The sequence below is a fragment of the Minwuia sp. genome, assembly GCF_048263705.1.
Lineage (GTDB): Bacteria > Pseudomonadota > Alphaproteobacteria > Minwuiales > Minwuiaceae > Minwuia.
The window spans coordinates 44,087-66,216 of sequence record NZ_JBLXDV010000007.1 but is presented as its reverse complement, the minus strand read 5'-3'; the positions used below and the strand labels follow the sequence as shown (position 1 = coordinate 66,216).

16 protein-coding genes are annotated in these 22,130 nt (G+C 64.5%); 6 read left to right on the top strand and 10 right to left on the bottom strand.

Translation table 11 applies throughout. The annotated features are described in order from the left end of the window. Positions 1-88: 88 nt before the first annotated feature. From ACN0X7_RS11590 to ACN0X7_RS11575, 4 genes are all read right to left on the bottom strand, one after another. The gene (locus tag ACN0X7_RS11590) at positions 89-1,894 is read right to left on the bottom strand and encodes an acyl-CoA dehydrogenase C-terminal domain-containing protein (protein ID WP_417517346.1); all 1,806 of its coding nucleotides are present in this window, start codon (positions 1,892-1,894) and stop codon (positions 89-91) included. A gap of 181 nt (positions 1,895-2,075) precedes the next feature. Beyond that, positions 2,076-4,412 (bottom strand): 3-hydroxyacyl-CoA dehydrogenase NAD-binding domain-containing protein, encoded by a 2,337-nt coding sequence (locus tag ACN0X7_RS11585; protein ID WP_417517344.1) that lies wholly within the window; start codon positions 4,410-4,412, stop codon positions 2,076-2,078. Between the two features lie 2 nt (positions 4,413-4,414). Next, the gene (locus ACN0X7_RS11580) at positions 4,415-5,551 is read right to left on the bottom strand and encodes a thiolase family protein (protein WP_417517342.1); all 1,137 of its coding nucleotides are present in this window, start codon (positions 5,549-5,551) and stop codon (positions 4,415-4,417) included. Between the two features lie 85 nt (positions 5,552-5,636). Continuing rightward, positions 5,637-6,029 carry a MerR family transcriptional regulator gene (locus ACN0X7_RS11575; protein ID WP_417517340.1) on the bottom strand — a complete coding sequence of 131 codons (393 nt, stop codon included), beginning with the start codon at positions 6,027-6,029 and terminating at the stop codon, positions 5,637-5,639. Positions 6,030-6,150: 121 nt separating this feature from the next. On the opposite strand from ACN0X7_RS11575, the gene ACN0X7_RS11570 reads away from it, so the two are divergent. Beyond that, the gene (locus ACN0X7_RS11570; RefSeq protein WP_417517338.1) at positions 6,151-6,513 is read left to right on the top strand and encodes an Mpo1-like protein; all 363 of its coding nucleotides are present in this window, start codon (positions 6,151-6,153) and stop codon (positions 6,511-6,513) included. 95 nt (positions 6,514-6,608) lie between these two features. Here the strand turns inward: ACN0X7_RS11570 and ACN0X7_RS11565 are convergent, their stop codons facing one another. Next, positions 6,609-7,436, bottom strand: coding sequence for a uracil-DNA glycosylase (locus ACN0X7_RS11565; protein WP_417517336.1), 828 nt, complete (start codon positions 7,434-7,436; stop codon positions 6,609-6,611). Positions 7,437-7,558: 122 nt separating this feature from the next. On the opposite strand from ACN0X7_RS11565, the gene ACN0X7_RS11560 reads away from it, so the two are divergent. From ACN0X7_RS11560 to ACN0X7_RS11550, 3 genes are all read left to right on the top strand, one after another. After that, positions 7,559-9,220: an electron transfer flavoprotein-ubiquinone oxidoreductase gene (locus ACN0X7_RS11560; protein WP_417517334.1), complete on the top strand. Its 1,662-nt coding sequence runs from the start codon at positions 7,559-7,561 to the stop codon at positions 9,218-9,220. A gap of 67 nt (positions 9,221-9,287) precedes the next feature. Continuing rightward, the gene (locus ACN0X7_RS11555) at positions 9,288-10,250 is read left to right on the top strand and encodes an endonuclease/exonuclease/phosphatase family protein (protein WP_417517332.1); all 963 of its coding nucleotides are present in this window, start codon (positions 9,288-9,290) and stop codon (positions 10,248-10,250) included. Between the two features lie 87 nt (positions 10,251-10,337). Further along, positions 10,338-11,339: an endonuclease/exonuclease/phosphatase family protein gene (locus ACN0X7_RS11550; protein ID WP_417517330.1), complete on the top strand. Its 1,002-nt coding sequence runs from the start codon at positions 10,338-10,340 to the stop codon at positions 11,337-11,339. Between the two features lie 76 nt (positions 11,340-11,415). Here the strand turns inward: ACN0X7_RS11550 and ACN0X7_RS11545 are convergent, their stop codons facing one another. After that, positions 11,416-13,035, bottom strand: a complete 1,620-nt coding sequence (locus ACN0X7_RS11545; RefSeq protein WP_417517327.1) for a BCCT family transporter — start codon at positions 13,033-13,035, stop codon at positions 11,416-11,418. Positions 13,036-13,212: 177 nt separating this feature from the next. After that, a complete protein-coding gene (gene argE, locus ACN0X7_RS11540) occupies positions 13,213-14,367 on the bottom strand; it encodes an acetylornithine deacetylase (protein ID WP_417517325.1) in 1,155 nt (384 codons plus the stop codon). A 146-nt stretch (positions 14,368-14,513) separates the two neighbouring features. On the opposite strand from argE, the gene ACN0X7_RS11535 reads away from it, so the two are divergent. Both ACN0X7_RS11535 and ACN0X7_RS11530 read left to right on the top strand, forming a co-directional pair. Then, positions 14,514-15,857 carry an efflux RND transporter periplasmic adaptor subunit gene (locus ACN0X7_RS11535; protein ID WP_417517323.1) on the top strand — a complete coding sequence of 448 codons (1,344 nt, stop codon included), beginning with the start codon at positions 14,514-14,516 and terminating at the stop codon, positions 15,855-15,857. Further along, complete coding sequence (locus ACN0X7_RS11530; protein WP_417517321.1) at positions 15,854-19,027, top strand: efflux RND transporter permease subunit; 3,174 nt, start codon at positions 15,854-15,856, stop codon at positions 19,025-19,027. The genes ACN0X7_RS11535 and ACN0X7_RS11530 overlap by 4 nt, the downstream gene beginning before the upstream one ends. Here the strand turns inward: ACN0X7_RS11530 and choV are convergent. From choV to ACN0X7_RS11515, 3 genes are all read right to left on the bottom strand, one after another. Further along, positions 19,024-20,199 carry a choline ABC transporter ATP-binding protein gene (gene choV / locus ACN0X7_RS11525; protein WP_417517319.1) on the bottom strand — a complete coding sequence of 392 codons (1,176 nt, stop codon included), beginning with the start codon at positions 20,197-20,199 and terminating at the stop codon, positions 19,024-19,026. The two genes, ACN0X7_RS11530 and choV, sit on opposite strands and share 4 nt — an antisense overlap. After that, on the bottom strand, positions 20,196-21,041 hold the full coding sequence (choW, locus tag ACN0X7_RS11520) for a choline ABC transporter permease subunit (RefSeq protein WP_417517317.1): 846 nt from the start codon (positions 21,039-21,041) through the stop codon (positions 20,196-20,198). Before choW ends, choV begins: the two co-directional genes overlap by 4 nt. Before the next feature lie 116 nt (positions 21,042-21,157). Next, on the bottom strand, positions 21,158-22,114 hold the full coding sequence (locus ACN0X7_RS11515) for a choline ABC transporter substrate-binding protein (protein ID WP_417517315.1): 957 nt from the start codon (positions 22,112-22,114) through the stop codon (positions 21,158-21,160). Positions 22,115-22,130: the final 16 nt, after the last annotated feature.

The following is a 22,130-nucleotide window of genomic DNA, read 5'->3' as shown; positions in this document are numbered from 1 at the left end:
CCCTGGCTGCTTCAATGCATGTCCGAAACGAATCGGGCCCCGTCTTTCAACGGGGCCCGATCAGTTCATCGGATGAATGTCCCCGACTTCAGGCGACCTCGAAGACCGCCGCATCGACCGACATCAGATTGTCCGCACCCGAGGCCGCCTTCGCCGCGTGGGCGTGGACGTCGGGCAGGATGCGGGCCATGTAGAAGCGGGCGGTAGCCAGCTTGTTCTCGTAGAACGCGCGGTTCACGTCGCCGCCCTCGGCCAGTTTGGCATTCGCCTTCAGCGCGATCTGGCCCCACATGTGCCCCAGCGCGACCAGCGCGACCATGCGCAGATAGTCGGTGGAGGCGGCACCGGCCTCGTCGGGGTTCTTCATCATCTTCTGCCCCAGATCGGCCGTCACCGACTGCAGCCGCGCGAAGGCCTTGGCCAGCGGCATGACGAAGTCGGCCATCTCGGAATCGCCGGCGTTGTCCTTGATGAAGGCATCGACCGGGTGGAAGAAGCGGCGCATCAGGCGGCCCATGCCCTCGGGCAGCTTGCGGCCGACCAGGTCCAGCGCCTGGATGCCGTTGGCCCCTTCATAGATCTGGGTGATGCGGGCATCGCGCACGAACTGCTCCATGCCCCATTCGGTGATGAAGCCGTGGCCGCCATAGACCTGCATCGCATCGACGGTGCATTCGAAGCCCATGTCGGTCAGATAGGCCTTCACGACCGGCGTGATGAAGGCGGCGTAATCGTCAGCCTTCTGACGCTCGTCCGGATCCGGGTGCTTTTCGGCGAAGTCGATCATCAGGCCCGTGTAGAGCGCCAGTGCCCGGCTGCCCTCGACGAAGGCCTTCTGCTTCATCAGCATGCGGCGAATGTCGGGATGCACCATCAGCGGATCGGCCGGCTTGTCGACTTCCTTGGTGCCGGTCAGCGAGCGGCCCTGCAGGCGGTCGTTGGCGTAGGTCACCGCGTTCTGATAGGCGACCGACGCCTGGCTGAGCCCCTGGATGCCGACGCCCAGGCGGGCGGCGTTCATCATGGTGAACATGGCGCGCATGCCCTTGTGCTTGTCGCCGATCAGGAAACCCTTGGCGTTGTCATAGTTCAGCACGCAGGTGGCGTTGCCGTGGATGCCCATCTTCTCCTCGATGGAACCGCAGACCACGCCGTTGCGCTCGCCCGGATCGCCGTTCTCGTCCAGCAGGAACTTCGGCACGATGAACAGGCTGACGCCCTTGATGCCGTCCGGACCACCGGGGATCTTGGCCAGCACCAGATGGATGATGTTTTCCGACATGTCGTGCTCGCCGGCGGAGATGAAGATCTTCTGGCCGGAGATCGCGTAGGACCCGTCGTCCTGCGGCTCGGCCTTCGTGCGCATCAGACCCAGATCGGTGCCGCAGTGCGGTTCGGTCAGGTTCATGGTGCCGGTCCATTCGCCGGTGATCAGCTTGGGCAGATAGGCCTGCTTCTGCTCGTCGGTGCCCCACTGGTGCAGCGCTTCGTAGCAGCCGTGCGTCAGACCCGGATACATGGCGAAGGCCATGTTGGCCGATGACGCCATCTCGGACAGCGCGAAGCCGACGACATGCGGCAGGCCCTGTCCGCCATATTCAGGATCGGCCGTCAGGCTGCCCCAGCCGCCTTCGACGTAAGCCTGATAGGCTTCCTTGAAGCCGGTCGGCGTGGTCACCGAACCGTCCTCGTGACGGGTGCAGCCCTCGCGATCGCCAACCACGTTCAGCGGCTGAAGCTGTTCCTCGAAGAACTTCGCACCTTCTTCCAGAATGGCATCGACCAGATCGGGGGTCGCTTCCTCGAAGCCGGGCAGGTTGGAAAAGCGCTGCAGGTCGATGAAGTCGTGCAGCAGGAACTTGAAGTCGTTCACGGGCGCCTGATAGGTGGGCATGTCGTGGTCTCCCTTAAGACTGTGTCTCGGTATCCCTTCTCCCTCCCCCTTGACGGGGGATGGGCGGGGTGGGGGTGATACGGCGTATCCGCGTTCAACTCGGCAGCGCCATAACACCCCCATCGACCGCTTCGCGGCCACTTCCCCCCTCAAGGGGGAAGGGTGTTTTTCTCGACCGGCGTCAATTCCGCAGCGGGCGGCCCTTGGTCAGCATGTGCTCGATCCGCATCAGCGTCTTCTCGTTGCGGATCAGCGTCATGAAGCCCTCGCGCTCCAACTCCAGCAGCTTCTTCTCGGTCACTTCCTCGGTGATGTCGGTGTCGCCGCCGGAGAGCACGCGGCCCACCTGTTCGGCAATCTCGGCATCATATTCGGTCGCCTGACCCTGCTGGACAAAGCCTTCGACGGCCATGCGGAACGCGGCCTGGGCGGTCGGCCCGGGCAGGTTCACGACGATAGGCTCGGGCACTTCGTAGCCCTCGGCCATCTCCAGCGCCTTCTTCTTGGCGTCGGCCAGCACGCGGCGGCGGTTCATGGTGATGCCGTCGGTGTGCCGCAGGATCTGCATCTCCTGAGCTTCAGCCGCAGACGTCGCGACCTTGGCCGTGGAAATCGCCTGGAAGGCGTTGGACAGCGCCGGCATCGGACCACCGGGACGACGCTTGTTCGTCATGTTCCGGATGGTCAGTTCCTTGCAGCCGCCCCAGCCGGGCAGCAGACCGACACCGACCTCGACCAGGCCCATGTAGCTTTCGGCATGCGCCTGAATGGCGTTGGAGTGCAGGCAGACCTCGCAGCCGCCGCCCAGTGCCATGCCCGCAGGGGCCGCGACTACCGGAAACGGCGAGTTCTTCAGCTCCTGCATGGCCTTCTGGCCTTCGGCGACGCCGTTCTCGATCAGCGGCCACATGGCGGCATTGGCACCGAACAGGGCCACGCCGACATTCGCACCGACCGAGAAATTGTCCGCGTCGGAACCGATGATGACGGCCTTGTAGCCCAGCTTGTCGGCCTTGGCGGCCTGCTTGATCATCGCGATGGAGTTCTCGTCCAGGGCATTCATCTTGGAATGGAATTCCAGGCAGAGCACACCGTCACCGACATCCCACAGCGAGGCGGAGGCGTTCTTCTTCACCGGCTCCTTGCCGCGCTTCCGGTCGGCCAGCATCCAGGCGTCATCCGCGATCTCGACTTCTGTGTAATCGCCGGACGGATCGAGGATGAACAGCTTCTCGCCCTCTTCCTTGTAGAAGGTCCTGCCGCGCGCCTTCTCCAGCAGTTCGGGCACGTCCCGGCCTTCGGCCTTCAGCTTGTCGGCCAGCCAGTCGGTGCCGACCATGTCGATCATCTCGAACGGTCCCCACTTCCAGGCGTAGCCCGTCTTCATGGCCAGATCGACCGAGCGGATGTCGTCGGCGATCTCGGGTACCAGCGACGCGGAATAGGTGAAGACGTTGGACAGCACCGTCCAGGCGTATTCGCCGCCCTTGTCGTCATACTCGATCAGGGCGCGCAGGCCCTTCTTCGCGGCGCGCGCGCTCTTCAGTTCGGACTTCTGCGTGTCGCGATACTCGCCGGTCTTCAGGTCCAGGGTCTGCTTGACCGAGCGTCCGCCATCGCGGAACCGGCGATAGAAGCCGCCCTTGCCCTTGCGGCCCGTGTAGCCTTCCGAGATCATCTTTTCGGTCAGCTTGGTCAGCGGATGTTCCGGGTCGACCCACTCGCGCAGCGGATCGTCCGCCGGTACCAGATCGATCATGGACGCGATGACGTGCGGACCCAGGTCAATGCCGGTCAGGTCGCCCAGACCGAAGATGCCGGTCTTCGGCACACCGGTCGGCTTTCCGACGATGCTGTCGGCTTCCTCGACCGTCAGGCCCAGGTCGTAGGCGGCGCGGGTGGCGACCGTGGACCAGAAGATGCCGATGCGGTTGCCGATGAAGCCCGGCGTGTCCTTGCACTCGACCACTTCCTTGCCCAGGCGGACATCGCCGAAGGCCTTCAGGGCTTCATAGGCGTCGTCGCTTGTATGCTCGCCCTTCACGACTTCCAGCAGCCGCATGTAGCGCGGCGGGTTGAAGAAGTGCGTGATGGCGAAGTCCTTCGCGAAACCGTCGCCCAGGCCCTCGGTCAGCACGTTCAGCGGGATGGTCGAGGTGTTCGACGTCACCACCGAACCCGGCTTCCGCACCTCGTTCAGCTTGGCGTAGAGATCGCGCTTGATCTGCGGGTTCTCGATGATCGCCTCGCAGATCCAGTCGCAATCGGAAATCGACTGCAGGTCGTCTTCCAGATTGCCGGTCTCGATCAGCCGCGCGTTCTTCTTGTGCATGAAGGGCGCGGGGTTGGTCTTGAGCATTTTCTGTACGGCGGTCTTGGCGACCACCGAGCGGTCGTTCGCGCCTTCGGGCACGATGTCCAGCAGCACCACGGGGATGCCGGCATTGGCGACATGCGCCGCAATGCCCGCGCCCATGACGCCGGCGCCGATCACGGCGACCTTGTTGATCTCCGTCATGATCAGCAGGCCTCCAGAACTGTCGCGATGCCCTGACCGCCGCCGATGCACTGCGTGGCCAGCGCGAACTGCTTGCCTTCACGCTTCAGCAGGGCCGCAGCCTTGCCGGTGATGCGCGCGCCGGTGGCACCCAGCGGATGGCCCAGCGCGATCGCGCCGCCGTCGATGTTGGTGTTGTCGAAGGTGATGCCGGTTTCCTTCATCACCGAGATGGCCTGGGCCGCGAAGGCCTCGTTCAGCTCGATGATGTCCATGTCCTTGACCTCCAGACCGGCGCGCTTCAGCGCCTTCTGGGTGGCCGGGACCGGGCCGATGCCCATGATCTCGGGCGCGCAACCGGCGACGGCGATCGACTTGATGCGGGCCAGCTTGGTCAGGCCGTTGGCGTCGGCGTATTCTTCCGAACAGACCAGCGTCGCGGCGCAGCCGTCGGTCAGCGGCGACGACGTCCCGGCGGTGACGACACCGTTCTGGTCGAAGGCGGGTTTCAGGCCGGCCAGATCTTCCTGCGTGGTGCCGGGGCGGATGCAGCCGTCTTCCTCGACGCGGTTGTTGCGGTCGGTGATGGCCACGATCTCGTCCTTCAGCTTGCCGGCGGACTGGGCCTCGGCGGCGCGCTTGTGGCTCTCGACGGCCATCTCTTCCTGCGCCTCGCGGGAAATGTCGTACTTCTTGGCCAGGTTCTCGGCGGTCATGCCCATGCCGATATAGGCTTCGGGGTAGGACGCGTGCAGGCCCGGATGCGGCATCGGGTTGAAGCCCGGCATCGGCACGCGGGTCATGCTCTCGACACCGGCGCAGATGAAGGCATCGCCCGCGCCCATGGCAATGGCACCGGCGGCCATGTGGATCGACGTCATCGAGGAGCCGCAGAAGCGGTTCAGCGTCGTCGCGCCGACCGTCTTCGGCAGGCCGGCCATGAAGGAAATCATCCGCGCGACGTTCAGGCCCTGCTCGCCCTCGGGGAAGGCGCAGCCCAGGATCAGGTCTTCCAGGTGATCGGGATTGACGCCGCTCTCCGCGACCAGATCCTTGATCACCTGCGCGGCGATCTCGTCGGGGCGGACCTTGGCCAGGCCACCCTTGTTGGCGAAGGTGAAGGGCGAGCGCTTGTAGCCCGCGATAACGACATTCTTCATGTCAGAAGTGCTCCCTTGGTCGACTTGTCTGTCTGCCGGTTCAGCACCCGGCGATTGATCGTCGTGGTTGATCGGTATGTGGGTATCAGGCGGCGCGTTCGCGCTGCGACAACCAGTTGCGGACGAAATCCATCTGCTCCTGCAACTCGTCGATGGTCTTCTCGATGTCCTGGCGCTGCTGCACCAGCGCGTCCATGCGCACATGCGACGCTTCCAGCAGCATCTGGGCCTGCGCGACCTGACCGTCCTGAAGTTCGTAGAGGTCCAGCCAGTCGCGGATTTCCGCCAGGCTGAAGCCCAGGCGCTTGCCGCGCAGGATCAGTGACAGGCGCGCCTTGTCGCGGCGGTCGTAGATGCGCTGCAGCCCCTTGCGTTCCGGCGCGATCAGGCCCTTGTCCTCATAGAAGCGCAGGGCCCGCGGGGTCACGTCGAACTCGTCGGACAGGTCGCGGATGCTGTATCTTTCGGTGTCGGTCATTTTACTGTAGTCTCATGATCATGATTGCCGCTCCCGGCGGGAGCCCGTTGCGTCGTCACTTAAGTTAGGTTGACGTTAACGTCAACCATATCACCCAAGCTTTTTCGGAGCCAGCGTCATCTTGAGTGCCGATCCGTCCGATTATCATCACTTCTGGCCCTACTATCTGCGGGAACACGCCGACCCGCGCACGCGTGCGCTCCACTATGTCGGATCGACGCTGGCCATCATCTGCCTGCTCGCCGCGATCGTGACGCTGAATGTATGGTTCCTGCTCGGTGCGCTGTTCAGCGGCTACGGCTTCGCGTGGGTTGCGCATTTCTTCATCGAGAAGAACCGTCCCGCCACGTTCCGCTTTCCGCTCTGGTCGCTGGTCAGCGACTTCCGCATGTATTTCATGTGGCTGGCGGGAAAGCTGGAACCTGAGTTGCGGCACGCTGGGGTCGGGAAGCGCCCAGACGGCGAAACATCCCGCGCGTCCTAGCGCACAGTCCCGTTTCCGACTGACTCGCCGATTCCCGGACTGTCATCTCCGGTTTGTCCGGGGACGTCCTGAGTATCTGACCTGCGCGGACGTTGCTAGCCGGTCAGTCCCAGTGCTTGCGCCCTGGTACGAAAGGCCCGCAGGTCGGCCCAGGCGTCGCGCTTCAGCGAGGGTTGACGCAGCAGGTAGGCCGGATGGTACAGCGGCAGGACGGGCACGGTTCCGAAGCTGGCATCATAGTCGCGCCATTTGCCGCGTTCGCGGGTGATGCGGGCGTCCATGCCGAACAGCGCACTGAGCGCCGCGCCGCCCGCCAGCATCATCAGCTTCGGCTCCACAAGCTCGATATGCCGGATCAGAAACGGCAGCATGGCCTCGGTTTCGGACGGATTGGGTTTGCGGTTGCCGGGCGGACGCCAGAGCACCGAGTTGGTGATGTAGACCGTCGAGCGGTCCAGTCCGATGGATGCCAGCATGCGGTCCAGCAGCTTGCCCGATTCGCCGACGAAGGGTTTGCCCACGCGATCCTCTTCGCGTCCCGGCGCTTCCCCCACGATCATGATGTCGGCTTCCGGATTGCCGTCGGCGAACACGAGCCGCGTCGCGGTGTCCTTGATCGCCAGCCCCTCGAAACTCTCCAGGGCGTTGCGCAGTTCGTCCAGTGTCCCGCAGGCCGGCGCGATGGCGGCGGCGGCGGCCACGGCGGCCCGGTCGCTGTCAATGGGGGGCGCACCGGCGGACGGGCGGGCGGCTGGGGCGGAGGCCTGCCGCGTTGTGTCAGGTGCCGGCGCGGGCGGTGCCGGTTCGGGCCGGGCCGCGAAACGGTCGTTGGGTGTTGCGTCGATGGCGACGTCCAGACCTGCGTCGATCAGGAACTGCAGCGCCGCGACGTCCGCCTCGAATGTGCCGGTCATGTCGTTCATGGGTCATACATTAGCGGCTTTTCGTCCATTTGAATCTTTCAAATGTGACATTACTGTGGGCAGTAACGGATCCGGCGCGGGCAGTCGCGCCGCATTGGCCTGAGGCACTGGGGAGTTAGGTAATGGAACGCGAATCAATGGAATATGACGTCGTCATCGTTGGCGGCGGACCTTCGGGCCTCTCGGCGGCCATCCGGCTGATGCAGAAAGCGCAGGAAGCGGAGAAAGAAATCTCCGTCTGCGTCCTGGAGAAGGGATCCGAGATCGGTGCTCACATTCTTTCCGGGGCCGTGGTCGATCCCCGCGCCATGGAAGAGCTGTTTCCCGACTGGAAAGAACGCGGCGCGCCGCTGAACGTGCCGGTAACGGCCGAGAAGTTCCTGATGCTGACCGAACCCAGCAGCATTTCCGTGCCGCCGAAACTGCTGCCGCCGCCGATGCAGAACCACGGCAACTACATCGTCAGCCTGGGCAACGTCTGCCGCTGGCTGGGCGAGCAGGCCGAGGGATACGGCGTCGAGATCTATCCCGGCTTCGCGGCTGCCGAGGTGCTCTATCATGAGGACGGCTCGGTGAAGGGCGTCGCCACCGGCGATCTGGGCATCGGCCGGGATGGCGAGAAGAAGGAGGGCTATACGCCCGGCATCGAACTGCATGCGAAATACACCTTCTTCGCCGAAGGCTGCCGGGGTTCGCTGACGCGTCAGCTGATGGACCGGTTCGACCTGCGCGAGAACTGCGAGATGCAGACCTACGGCATCGGCATCAAGGAACTCTGGGAAATCGATCCCGAAAAGCATCAGGAAGGCCTGGTGGTCCACACGGCGGGCTGGCCACTGTCGTCGGACACCTACGGCGGGTCGTTCCTCTATCACATCGAGAACAATCAGGTTGCGGTCGGCTTTGTGGTCGGGCTGGACTATTCGAACCCCCATCTCTCGCCGTTCCAGGAGTTCCAGCGCTACAAGACCCACCCCGACATCGCGCATTATTTCGAGGGCGGCAAGCGCGTGTCCTATGGCGCGCGGGCGCTGAACGAGGGCGGCCTGCAGTGCGTGCCCGACCTGGCGTTCCCGGGCGGCGCGCTGATCGGCTGTGCCGCCGGTTTCATGAATGTGCCCAAGATCAAGGGCAGCCATACCGCCATGAAGACCGGCATGATGGCCGCCGACGCTGCCTTCGACGCGATCGTCGGCGCGGGTGAGGAAGGCACGCCGCCGAAGGTCCTGGAAGCCTATCCGAAGGCCTATGAGGAATCCTGGGTGCGCAAGGAGCTTTATCAGGCCCGGAACGTGCGCCCGGCCTTCTCCAAGTGGGGGCTGTGGCTGGGCACGCTGTATACGGGTATCGAGCAGATGATCTTCCGCGGCCATGTGCCGTGGACCTTCAAGCACGGTCACAAGGACCACGAGTCCCTGAAGAAGAAGACCGAGGCGAAGGTCATCGACTATCCCAAGCCCGATGGGGTGCTGACCTTCGACAAGCTGTCCTCGGTGTTCATTTCGAACACCAATCACGAGGAAGATCAGCCGATCCATCTGACGCTGAAGGACGAGTCCGTCCCGATCCAGCACAATCTGGAGCTCTATGACGCCCCGGAACAGCGCTATTGCCCGGCCGGCGTCTATGAAATCGTGCGCGACGATGACGGTTCGAATCCGAGGCTGCAGATCAACGCCCAGAACTGTGTGCACTGCAAGACCTGCGACATCAACGATCCGACGCAGAACATCGTCTGGGTGACGCCCGAAGGCGGCGGCGGGCCGAACTATCCGAACATGTAGGCGAACATTTCGCAGCGTCATGCGTTGAGTCCGGGAGGATCACTGAAACGCCGGGGCGGCCGACATCATGAAGAAGATTCTGTCCGGCATCGCATGCCTGCTGCTGCTGCTCACACTTGGCAGTGTGTTTCTGGAATCGATCTGGGTTTTCGATCTGATTGCCAGCGGACGACTGCAGTATCTCGTGGCGCTGGCCGGACTGGGGCTGGTTGCGGCGATTTCCGGGGCGCGGGCGGCGGCCCTCATCCTGGTCACGGCGGCTCTGATCAACGGCTGGTTCGTCGCGGTCTATGTCCTCAAGACGCCGCCCGCACTGGTCGAGGGCGAGCAGCGCATTTCGGTTACATTCCACAATGTGAAGCAACTGGTGCCCGACCTCGCCGCGTTGCGGAACTTCGTCGAAACCACCGAGACCGATGTCCTGGCCTTTACCGAGCTTCGGGCCGGGGATGCGCCCGCGGTCCGCGCAGCTTTTACCGACTTCCCCCACACGGCGGGAGAACCGGGGGAGTACAGCATCGTGCTGTTGAGCCGGCTGCCGCTGTCGACCGCCCGTGTTCACCGGCTTGACGACGACGGCCCGTCCGGCACGACGCTGGAAGTGCGTGTCTGCGCGGAAGGTGACGCGCGATGTATCGCCCTCGTGGCACTGCACCCGGCGCCGCCGTTCAATCCCGGCTATCACACGCATCGGAACATTCATGTCTGGGCGACGGCCAACCTTGCCAGCCGGATCGCCGCGGAACCGTCGATCGACGGGCGCATCGCCATGATCGGCGATTTCAACTTCACGCCGTGGAATGTGATCTACAAGGAAACACTGGTCCTCAGCGGTTTGCGGGACGCCATGGTGCAGACCTGGCCGCACAGCACCTTCCATTCCCGTACCGCCGTCGCCGGGCTTGCGCTCGATCACATCTGGGTCGGCGAAAAGACGGGGCTGGTGCAGTCACATATCGGTCCGAAGGCCCGTTCCGATCATTTCGCCATCAACGCACAGCTGGCGATCGACTTCGAACCGACGCGATAGGGCACGGCGCACCGGGCGCGACCGCAACCTGTGATCGCAGCACTGGTATTCCGGCGGCCAAATCCGGCATGATCCGCGGACACGGACTTGCGAACGGAAACCGATGGCGCAACGGATCAGGGCACGGACATGCTGAAAGGCGTCGGCTTTGCTGTTGGCGTGCTGGTGCTGCTGCTCACCTTCTGCAGCATCGCCCTCGATCACATCTGGGTCTTCGATGTCCTCGCCAGCCTGCGGCTGCAGATCGTTGCAGGCTGTGCCATCCTGGGTGCGGTCGCGCTGCTTTTTCGCCGCTGGTATGCGATGGGTCTGCTGGTGGGCGGCCTGCTGGTCAACACCGCGCTGATGCTGCCGCCGATCATGGCCGAGCCGCATGACCGTGCGGGGCCGCATACCCTGCGTATGGTCTTCTACAATTCCGCCCAGAATACCCTCAGCCTTTTTCCGCTGCGCGCGTTCGTGAAGCAGCGACAGCCCGATCTGCTCGCCTTCACCGAAGTGCAGCGCTGGGACATCGACAATCTGCGCGCCAGTTTTCCCGATTACCGGCATTCGGTCGGCGAACCCGGGGTGTTCGGGGCGGTCATCCTCAGCAAGGTCCCGATCCACAGCTTTCAGGTGCATGAAACGGGTGGCGGACCGAGCGGACGCACGCTGGAGATGCGCCTGTGCGATCGCATGGACACGGACAGGTGCCTGGCGCTGCTGGTCCTGCATCCGACCCCGCCGCTGAACGCGGCCTTTCATGCCAGCCGGGACCGGCATCTGATGGCGGCGGCCGAGCGGGCGTCCCTGCTGAACGAGACGCGCACCATCGACGGGCGTGTCATCATGGCCGGGGATTTCAATCTGACGCCCTGGAACCGCACCTATGTCCGGGCGCTGGAGACCGGTGGTTTGCGGGATGCCTTCGCAGCCCGCCTGCCGCACAGCACCTGGTTTTCCAGTTTCGCGGTCGCCGGGCTGCCCATCGATCACATCTGGACCGGCGCGGGTGTCGGCGTGACCGCAACCGAGATCGGTCCGCTGTCGGGTTCAGACCATCTGCCGATCTATGCGGAACTGAACCTGGATATCGACCTGCGCTGAACGGTCCTGCACCGCGCATGAAAAAGGGGCCGGATCGGCTCCGGCCCCTTCCCCGATGATCGATGTTTCGAACCCGTCAGCGGGGCTCGGATCTCAATCCCTTGATGATGGCAAAACAGCCAAGCAGCAACACGATGGTGAACGGGAAGCCCGTCGATACCGCCATCGCCTGCAGCGCCACCAGACCGCCGCCCAGCAGCAGCGCAATGGCCACCAGACCCTCGAAGACACACCAGAACACCCGCTGGGAGACTGGCGCGTCGATCTTGCCGCCCGCCGTGATCGTATCGATCACCAGCGATCCGGAGTCCGACGAGGTCACGAAGAAGACCACCACCAGAATAATCGCGATCACCGAAGTGATCTCGGCCAGCGGCATGCCTTCCAGCATGGCGAACAGTTTCAGGCTGGCGTCCGCTTCCTGAACCGCAGTCTGGCCGAGCTCCAGGATCTGGTGCAGCGCGGTGCCGCCGAAAGCGGTCATCCAGAACACGGACACGGTGGAGGGGATCAGCAGGACGCAGATCACGAACTCCCGCACCGTGCGGCCACGGCTGACACGGGCGATGAACATGCCCACGAACGGCGACCAGGAAATCCACCAGGCCCAGTAGAACGCGGTCCAGCCCTGGCTGAAGTTCTCGTCCTCGCGTCCGAACGGGTTCGACAGCGGGATCAGTTCCGTCACATAGGCGCCGAGGTTGGTGAAGAAGCCGCTGATGATCGCCATCGTCGGACCGACGATCACGATGAAGGCCAGCAGCAGGATCGCCAGTATCATGTTCGCCTCGGACAGGCGCTTGACGCCCTTGTCCAGACCCGCCAGCACCGACATCAGGGCCGCGCCCGTGATCACGATGATCAGCACAACCTGCGCGGTCACCGAACTGGAGATACCGAACAGGAAGTCCAGTCCCGCATTCGCCTGCGTCGCGCCGAAGCCGAGTGACGTGGCCAGGCCGAACAGCGTCGCCAACACCGCCAGAATATCGATGATATGGCCGGTCCAGCCCCAGACCCGCTCGCCGAAGATCGGATAGAAGATCGACCGGATCGTCAGGGGCAGGCCCTTGTTGTAGCTGAAGATGGCCAGCGCCAGCGCGACGATGGCATAGATCGCCCAGGGATGCAGACCCCAGTGGAAGATCGTCGCCGCCATGCCCAGTTTCACGGCCGCGTCCGGATCGCCGGCTGCCGCACCCAGCGGTGCCCAGTCCGTCCGCGCGCCGTTCTCGCCCAGGGTGGTACCGCCCATGGATGAGGTGAAGTGCGAGATTGGCTCGGAGACACCGAAGTACATCAGGCCGATGCCCATGCCGGCCGCGAACAGCATCGCGAACCAGCCGATATAGGAATAGTCGGGCGTCGCATCCCGTCCGCCGATGCGCACCCCGCCCAGCGGCGTCACGATCAGGAACAGGCAGACCAGCACGAAGATGTTGGCCGACAGCAGGAAGAACCAGTCCAGCGTCGATGTCAGCCATCCCCGCATGCTGGTGAACACCGGTTCCAGCTGGTTCTGGAACGCCAGGGTCAGCACCACGAAGGCGACGATGGCAAGTCCTGAAACCAGGAAAACCGGGTTGTGGATGTCCAGGCCGAACGGGCGGATATTGCTCTGACCGACTTCATAGTCGGTCTGGATGATCTCAGCCGGGCCTTCAGGTGGCCGCAGGCTGCCAGTTGTATCGCTCATGTTCCCCTCCTCGGAATGATCGACGTGACATGTTTCTGCATGTGATTCGCCGTCACATTTCAGACACCATAACAGAATCGCGCCCCGGCCCAACGCATGGCGGCTGGATTGCGACAGATCGGTGACGCGAACGCCTCAGTCTCTGCTCCGGTGCGGCGGGCCGGGATGGCGGGCGTTTCAGGTCTGCAGGTGGTCGGCCAGCCGGTCCATCATGTCCATGCACAGGCTGATCTGTTCGATGTCGACGAATTCGTTGGGCTGATGCGCCACGCCGATGTCGCCCGGGCCGCAGATGACGGTCGACATGCCCGCCTCCTGGAACAGTCCGCCCTCGGTGCCGTAGGATACGGCTTCCGTCGCGTTCTGCTGCGCCAGCCGCTTGATCAGGGTTTCCGCCGGACCGTCCTGTTCGGGTGCCAGTCCGGGAATGTTCGCGAGTTCCGTCGTGACGACCGAGGCATCCGGGTAGACCGCCTGCATCCGCGGCAGCAGCCTTTCCGCCACGAACGCATCCACGCGCGGGCGGATGTCGCTGCCGTCGTCGCCCGGCACATTGCGGTATTCCCAAAGGATACGGGTGCTGTTGGGCACGATGTTGAAGGCCGTGCCACCCTGCATCAGGCCGACATTGACCGTGGTATAGGGCGGATCGAACAGCGGGTCCGGGTCCTGTTTGCGCTCCTCGGCGATACCGGCGATGAAATTCACCAGCTCGGCACCATAGATCACTGTGTTGACGCCGCGGTCGGTCTGGGACGAATGGACTTCCTTGCCCGTCAGCACCGTCTCGTAGACGCCACAGCCCTTCTGCGCGTTCACCACCTTCATCATGGTGGGTTCGCCGACCAGGCAGATGGCCGGCTTCTGGCCGTCGATCCCGAACCGGTCGATGATGCCGCCGACACCCAGGCAGCCGACCTCCTCGTCATAGGAGAAGGCGAAGTGGACCGGACGCGCCAGCTTGCTTTCCAGCAGCTTCGGGGCCGCCGCCAGCGCGCAGGCGATGAAACCCTTCATGTCCGACGAGCCGCGCCCGAACAGCCGTTCGCCCTTGCGGGTCAGCGCGAAGGGGTCGGTATGCCAGTCCTGCCCGTCCACGGGGACCACATCCGTATGGCCCGACAGCACCACACCGCCGTCGCCCTCGCCGATGGTGGCGACCAGGTTGGCCTTTCTGCCGGTCGCGTCCGTCACCTTGACCGAGGCGATGCCCAGACCGTCCAGATAATCGGCCACCCAGTCGATCAGCGGCATGTTGGAATCGCGGCTTGTCGTATCGAAGCCGACCAGTTTCTCCAGGATGGCCACGGCCTGGTCCGTTTGTGTGTTCATAGCTGTCATGCCGCGGAGATTAGCGGCATGAACGGCCAAGCGACAGGGTTTCTGTTACCTTCCGTTGCGCGACGCGACATTGCTATGACCCATGGTCAGTTATATATGGCTGACGTATTGGTAAGGCTTTCCGGGGGATCTGATTCTTGAGCGACATCGTTGGCCAGAGAACGGATCTGCCGCAATCGGACCCGCGACCCGGTGAGGTCCTGCCGCCGGAGCCTGGCCATTCCCGCCGCCGCAGCCGCCGGCGCGTGATCAACCTGATCGCCTTCTTCACCATCCTGTTTGCCGGTATCGCCGTGGCCGTGCTGCTGGTCCTCACCAAGCCCGAACTGGCACCGGTGGCGCGGCAGGAGACCGTCTTCACCGTTGAGACCCGACCGGTCGAGGTGACCGACAACCGTCCGCAGTTGACCGTCTTCGGCGAGATCGCGGCGGGGCAGGAGGCGGAACTGCGTGCTCTGGTCGCCGGTGACGTCGTCGAGACATCGCCGCAGTTCCGCAACGGCGGGGCGGTGCGCAAGGGTGACATGCTGCTGAAGATCGATCCGTTCGACTACCGCTCCAGCATCGCCGAGGCCAGGGCGCAGATCGCCGAGACCCGCGCGCGCATCTCGTCGGAGACTCGCTCGCTGGAACAGGACCGCGAGATGCTGCGGCTTCGGGAGGCGGATACCGAGCGCGTGATGCGTCTGCACAAGCGCGGCAACATATCCGACAAGACGCGGGACGATGCGATGCTGCAGTTGAGCCAGCAGAGGCAGACGGTCGCCCGCCGCGAGGCCGCGATCCAGACCGAACGTGCCCGGCTGGACCAGCAGCAGGTCGGGCTGGAACGGGCGGAACGCGATCTGGTGCGCACCGAGCTGCGCGCGCCGTTCGACGGTTTCCTGTCCGATGTGGCCGCCCAGGAAGGCTCGGTGGTGAACAGCAACGACCGTGTGGCGCGGCTGGTCGGCGCCGGTTCGATGGAAGCGCGCGGACACCTGTCGGACGCGCAGTACGGACGCCTGCTGCAGGACGGCGGCGTCGATGGACGCCCCGCCACCGTCGTCTGGAAAGTGGGCGATCAGGATATCCGCTACGACGCGGTGATCGCGCGCCTGACCGCGTCGATCGACGCCGACACCGGCGGCGTGACGTTCTATGCCCTGCTGGACGCGGAAGGGCTGGATCTGCCGATCCGTCCGGGCGCGTTCGTCGAGATTTCATTGCCGGACCGGCACTTCCCCGACTCGGTGCGGTTGCCGTCCGTTGCCGTGCACGATGACTCCCGGGTCTTCGTCATCGAGGACGGGCGTCTGATCGAACGGAAGATCCGGATCCTGGGCCGCGAGGGCGACGACGTGATCGTGCGCGGCGACCTGGAGACGGGCGAGCGTGTCGTGCTGACGCGCTTCTCGGAAATGGCGCAGGGCATCCGTGCCGAGGATCCGACGCTGCCTCCGGCGGCACCGGACACTGAAAAGCCGGCGACCGGCGAATGAACCCCGCCGCCCTCGTCTCGGTCTTCGTCCGCCACAGGAACGCGGCGAACCTGCTGATGGCGCTGATGCTGATCGGCGGGCTGTTCGGCCTGAACCGGCTCAACACGCAGTTCTTCCCCGATACGGGGCTCGATTTCATCACCATCACGGTGATCTGGCCGGGTGCCAGCGCCGAGGACGTGGATTCCAACATTGTCGCGTCGATCGAACCGGAAGTGCGGTTCCTGGACGGGGTGAAGCAGGTCAATTCCTATTCCAACGAGGGCAGCGCGGTCGTCGTCGCCGAGTTCAACACCGGGACCGACATGCAGTCGGCACTGGCGGATATCGACGCGGCGGTGAACGGGCTGACAACCCTGCCCGAGGATGCTGAGGACCCCCGGATCAAGCGGGTGGTGCGCTATGATCTGATCTCGCGGCTGGTGGTATCGGGCGATGTCTCCGAGGCCGAACTTAAGGTCACCGCCAAGCGCGTTCGCGACGAACTGCTGGACCGGGGTATCGACAAGATCGAGTTCTTCGGCCTGCGCGACGACGAGATTCAGGTCAGCATCAGCCAGGCGGCCCTGCGACGGCTGGACCTGACCATTGGTGACGTCGCCGCGCGCATCGCCAACACGTCGGTCGATCTGCCTTCGGGTGAACTGGCCGGCGCGTCGCAGAAGCAGGTGCGCTCTCTGGGTGAACTGAAAACCGCGGAAGGTGTCGGCGCGATCGAACTGCGCGCCGCCTCCAACGGGCAGTCGCTGCTGATCAGGGACGTTGCCGAGGTCCGCGAGACCCTGGACGACGATCAGCCGACAGGCCGGCTGCGCGGCAGTCCGGCCATCGAGATCATCGTTCAGCGGGCATCCACGACGGATGCGCTGGTCGCGGCGGCGATCGTCGAAGACTATCTTGCCGAAACCCGACCGAGCCTGCCGCCCAACATCACCCTGGACGCCTACGACGTGCAGGCGGCGCTGATCGACGACCGTATCGCGCTGCTGGTGAACAATGGCGCGGGCGGGCTGGTGCTGGTGCTGATCGTGCTGTTCGTGTTCCTGTCGGCGCGCGTGGCCTTCTGGGTCGCGATGGGCATTCCGGTCGCCATCTTCGCCACCGCCGCCGTCATGCTGGTCACCGGTCAGAGCATCAACATGGTCAGCCTGTTCGCGCTGATCATGACGCTGGGCATCATTGTCGACGATGCGATTGTCGTGGGTGAACACGCCGCGACCCTGAAGGCGCGCGGACTGTCTGCGCTGGAGGCGGCGGAAAAGGGGGCCTTGCGCATGCTGGCACCGGTCACGGCCGCCGCGCTGACCACCATCGCCGCCTTCATGCCGCTGTTCATGATCGGGGACGTGATCGGGCAGATCATCGTGGCGATCCCGCTGGTCGTCGTGTCGGTGCTGATCGCCAGCCTGATCGAGTGTTTTCTCGTTCTGCCGGGGCACCTGCGGGAAGCCCTGCACGGCGACAGCCGCCGAACGGGCTGGTACAGCCGTTTCCGCACATGGTTCGACGACGGCTTCGCCCGGCAGCGGGACGGCTGGTTCCGGCACGCCGTCCAGCGCGCGGTCGATTACCGCTATGTCACCATCGGCGGGATTCTGGCGATGCTGATCGTGTCGATGGGCCTGCTGGCCGGGAACCGCGTCGGCTTCACCTTCTTCCCGAACCCGGAATCGGACACCATCGAGGGCAACATCGAGATGGCCGCCGGTACGCCGCGTGCCGAGTCGCTGGCCGCGATGGACGAACTGCTGGCGGCGCTGGACCGGGCCGAGGACCGGCTGACGGACGGCGAGGGCGGCCTTGTCCGAATGACGTTCCAGCGCGTCGGGCGCTCGCAGGGGCGCAGTTTCGAAAGCGTGCCCGGCGACAGTCTGGGCGGGGTGCAGGTCGAACTGGTGCCGGCAGATCAGCGCGCCTACCGGACCAGCGAGGTCATCGAGGCCTGGCGCGAGGAGTTCAGGCCCTATCCCGGACTGAAGCGGTTCTCCATGCAGGAACGGGCGGGCGGGCCGCCGGGCCGGGAGCTGGATATCCGGCTGTTCGGCGACGATGTGGCGGCGCTGAAGGCGGCGGCTGCGGACGTGAAGGTCGAACTGGAGCGGTTCGGCGGGGTCAGCGATATCGAGGACGACCTGCCGTTCGGCAAGCAGGAACTGATCCTGGAACTGACACGGCGCGGTGCGGCGCTGGGCTATACGACGGAAACCGTGGCCCGGCAGGTGCGCGACGCCTTCGAGGGCGCTATCGCAAAGCGCTTCGCCCGCGCTGACGAGGAAGTCGTGGTCCGCGTCCAGATCAATCGCGATGAAGCGACCGAAGCGGCTGTCCGATCCATGTATATCCGCAGCCCGTCCGGGGCCGAGACACCGCTGGAAGAAGTCGTCAGTTTCCGCGAGAACGCCGGCTTTGCCCGTATCCGGCGCAGCGACGGACAGCGGGAGGTCGGCGTCTTCGCCGAGATCGACGAGACCCAGACCAGCAGCGGTTCGGTGATCGCACAATTGTCCGACGGACCCCTGCAACAGATTGCCGAGACACACGGCGTCGGCTTTCGCTTCGCGGGCAAGGCCGAGGAACAGCAGCAGACCTTCGCCGACATGCAGACCGGTGCCATGATCGGCCTGGCGGCGATCTACATCATCCTGGCGTGGGTCTTTGCCTCTTACGGACGGCCGCTGATCGTCATGTCCATCATCCCGTTCGGCCTGATCGGGGCCGTGGTCGGCCACCTGGTTCTGGGCTACGACCTGTCGATCCTGTCGATGGTAGCCTTGATCGGACTGGCGGGAATCCTGGTCAACAACTCGATCATTCTGGTCGCCGCGATCGACGACCGCGTGGTGGCAGGCGAGGCACCCATGGACGCGATTGTTGGCGGTGCCTGCGACCGGTTGCGAGCCGTCACCCTGACCTCGATCACTACCATCGTCGGCCTGACGCCCCTGATGTTCGAAACCAGCCTGCAGGCGCAGTTCCTGATCCCGATGGCGATCACCATCGTCTTCGGTCTGGCGACCGCATCGGTGCTGGTGCTGTTCGTGATCCCGGCACTGCTGGGCATGCTGGAAGACATCGGGGGGCTCTGGCGGCGGCTCGTGCGCTGGTATCGCGGCGAACCTTCAACGCGTCCCGAAACAGGCCGCGACGTGGTGCCCGGCGGCGGCGATTAACCGCTGCGCCGCAGCAGCCCGCGATAGATTTCCCGGTCGCCGACGATACCGGTCAATCTGCCGTTCTCCACGATCAGGATCGGCGCACGCGAGCCTTCGCACAGTTCGATGGCACGCTGGATGACGATATCGGGTCCGGCGACCGTCACGGTATCCCGTTCGATGGTCCCGGGCACCGCGTCATCAATGCTCATCATCGCCAGGTCACGCCCGTCGATGGTCACGCCGGATACCGAGCCATCCGGGTGCAGCGCGATCCGCCATCCGCCCTCGACCAGCAGCCGGCCATCCTCGACCGCCAGATCGCCGATCGGACGCATGATGGTCTCCGCGCGCAGCACCTGCAGCGGGTTCATGTGTGCCACGAAATCGGCGACATAGGCGCTGCCGGGGTTCAGTACGATGTCTTCGGGCGGGCCCTGCTGCACGATCTCGCCGCCCTCCATGATGGCGATGCGGTTGCCCAGCTTGATCGCCTCATCCAGGTCGTGGCTGACGAAGATGATCGTCTTCTTCAGCCGCTGCTGCAGGTCGAGCAGTTCGTCCTGCAGCCGTGACCGGATCAGCGGATCCAGTGCGGAGAAGGGCTCGTCCATGAGCAGGATCGGAGCATCGGTCGCAAAGGCGCGGGCCAGACCGACGCGCTGCTGCATGCCGCCCGACAGTTCGTGCACCTTCGCCTCCGCGCGATCCTCCAGATGCACCAGTTCCAGCTGGTGACGGACCCGCTCGGCCCGTTGCGCTTTCGGCACGCCGGCCAGTTCCAGGCCCAGGCCCACATTCTCGGCCACCGTCCGCCAGGGCAGCAGCGCGAACTGCTGGAACACCATCGCGACGCGGCCCATGCGCAGCCGCCGCAGGTCGGCGGACGAACAGGTGGCGAGGTCGACGTCCCGGGTACCGTCATGCACCAGAACCGACCCGCGCGTGACCGGGTTGAGGCCGTTCACCGAACGCAGCAGGGTGGACTTGCCGGACCCCGACAGGCCCATCAGCACGACGATCTCGCCCTCGTGCACGTCCAGGCTGGCACCCTTCACGCCGACCACGTGACCGGTCTCTGCCTGAATGTCCGCGCGTGACTTGCCTGCATCGATCAGGGGCAGCGCGCGGTCCGGTCTGTCTCCGAAGACGATGTCCACATCCTGGAACCGGACGATGGGCGCGGTCATGATTTCGATCCGGCATCATCGCGGCGGCACAGCCGGTCGAGGATGATGGCGATCAGCACGATGGCCAGTCCGACCTCGAAGCCCTTGGCGATGTTGACCGTGTTCAGCGCCCGCAGGGTCGGCACGCCCAGCCCGTCCGCGCCCACCAGCGCCGCGATCACCACCATCGACAGCGACAGCATGATGGTCTGGGTCAGCCCTGCCAGGATGGACGGCAGCGCGTAGGGCAGTTCGACCTTCCACAGCAACTGCGACCCCGTGGCACCGAACGCCTGTCCCGCTTCGATCAGCGGCTTCGGCGTCGAACTGACGCCCAGATGCGTCAGACGGATTGGCGCGGGCAGGGCGAAGATCACCGTGGCGATCAGGCCCGGAACCATGCCCAGCCCGAACAGGATCAGCGCCGGGATCAGATAGACGAAGGTCGGGATCGTCTGCATCAGATCCAGGATCGGCCGCATGATCCGGAACAGCCAGGGGCGGTGCGCCGCCGCGACGCCGAGCGGCACGCCCACCGCCATGCAGACCACCGCCGAGGACAGCACCAGCGCCAGCGTCTCGGTCGTCTCGATCCAGTAGCCCTGATTGATGATCAGCAGCAGCGAGACGGCGACGAAGCCGCTGAACAGGATCGACCGTTTCAGCACCCACGCCAGTGCGGCGACCAGCGCGATGATGACGAACGGATGCGGTGCCTGCAGCAGCCACAGCAGCCCGTCGATCATCGTCTCCAGCCCGACCGCCAGCCCGTCGAAGAACCAGCCGAGATTCACTGTGATCCAGTCGACAAACGCGCTCGCCCATTTGCCGACGGGAATCTTCTGCTCGGTCAGCCAGTCCATGCGCTTGCCTCCTCTACAGGAACTGCAGGCGACCACGGCCCGCTACGGGACTTGATACAAACGCGGTGTCGATTGACGTACCAGCCAGTTGGCGGTCTGAAGGATCGAAGGGGTTCCTACAGGTTCGCCTTCACGGCCTTCATGCCATCGGTCTTGCCGTCCCAGTGCTTGACGCCCTTCACCCAGCCTTCGACGACGGACGGGTGCGCCTTCAGCCATTCGGTCGCCGCCTTCTCGGGATCCATGCTGTCGTTCAGGATCGCGCCCATGATCTCGTTTTCCATCTCCAGCGAGAATTCCAGGTTCTTCAGCAGCTTGCCCACGTTCTTGCACTCGTCCAGATAGCCTGCGCGCACGTTGGTATAGACCGTCGCACCGCCATAGTCCGGTCCGAAGAAGTCATCGCCACCGGACAGGTACGCCATGTCGTGGTTGGCGTTCATCGGATGCGGTGCCCAGCCCAGGAAGACGATGTTCTCGCCACGCTTGGTCGCGCGGGAAACCTGCGCCAGCATGCCCTGCTCGGAACTTTCGACCACCTTGAAGCCCTTCAGGCCGAAGGCATCCTGGTCGATCATGTCCTGGATCAGCCGGTTGCCGTCGTTGCCCGGCTCGATGCCGTAGATCCGGCCTTCCAGCTCGTCGCGGAAGCTGTTGATGTCGGCAAAGCTCTTCAGGCCGGCATCATAGGTATATTGCGGCACGGCCAGCGTGTACTTCGCACCTTTCAGGTTGGCGCGCACCGTCTCGACCGAACCGTCCTCGCGATAGGGGGCGATGTCGGCTTCCATGGTCGGCATCCAGTTGCCCAGGAACACGTCGATATCGTTGTTCTTCAGGGACGTGTAGGTGACCGGCACCGACAGCACCTTGATGTCGGGCTTGTAGCCCAGCGCTTTCAGCACGACCGCGGTCGCGGCGGTGGTTGCGGTGATGTCCGTCCAGCCGACGTCCGAGAATGTCACGGTGCGGCACTGGATCGGTTCCTCGTCCGCGCGGCTGCCCGAGGCGAAGCCGCCCACCAGCGCCAGCAGGGCCGCGCCGAGTGTCGCGCGCCTGATCAGATGCTTCATGTCTCTTCTCCCTTTT

Excerpts from the sequence above, each read along its gene's own strand:
- choV (WP_417517319.1), bottom strand. The coding sequence starts at position 20,199 with ATGACCGCGCCCATCGTCCGGTTCCAGGATGTGGACATCGTCTTCGGA.
- argE (WP_417517325.1), bottom strand. The coding sequence starts at position 14,367 with ATGAACACACAAACGGACCAGGCCGTGGCCATCCTGGAGAAACTGGTC.
- ACN0X7_RS11560 (WP_417517334.1), top strand. The coding sequence starts at position 7,559 with ATGGAACGCGAATCAATGGAATATGACGTCGTCATCGTTGGCGGCGGA.
- choW (WP_417517317.1), bottom strand. The coding sequence starts at position 21,041 with ATGGACTGGCTGACCGAGCAGAAGATTCCCGTCGGCAAATGGGCGAGC.
- ACN0X7_RS11555 (WP_417517332.1), top strand. The coding sequence starts at position 9,288 with ATGAAGAAGATTCTGTCCGGCATCGCATGCCTGCTGCTGCTGCTCACA.
- ACN0X7_RS11575 (WP_417517340.1), bottom strand. The coding sequence starts at position 6,029 with ATGACCGACACCGAAAGATACAGCATCCGCGACCTGTCCGACGAGTTC.
- ACN0X7_RS11565 (WP_417517336.1), bottom strand. The coding sequence starts at position 7,436 with ATGAACGACATGACCGGCACATTCGAGGCGGACGTCGCGGCGCTGCAG.
- ACN0X7_RS11580 (WP_417517342.1), bottom strand. The coding sequence starts at position 5,551 with ATGAAGAATGTCGTTATCGCGGGCTACAAGCGCTCGCCCTTCACCTTC.
- ACN0X7_RS11545 (WP_417517327.1), bottom strand. The coding sequence starts at position 13,035 with ATGAGCGATACAACTGGCAGCCTGCGGCCACCTGAAGGCCCGGCTGAG.
- ACN0X7_RS11590 (WP_417517346.1), bottom strand. The coding sequence starts at position 1,894 with ATGCCCACCTATCAGGCGCCCGTGAACGACTTCAAGTTCCTGCTGCAC.
- ACN0X7_RS11530 (WP_417517321.1), top strand. The coding sequence starts at position 15,854 with ATGAACCCCGCCGCCCTCGTCTCGGTCTTCGTCCGCCACAGGAACGCG.
- ACN0X7_RS11585 (WP_417517344.1), bottom strand. The coding sequence starts at position 4,412 with ATGACGGAGATCAACAAGGTCGCCGTGATCGGCGCCGGCGTCATGGGC.
- ACN0X7_RS11515 (WP_417517315.1), bottom strand. The coding sequence starts at position 22,114 with ATGAAGCATCTGATCAGGCGCGCGACACTCGGCGCGGCCCTGCTGGCG.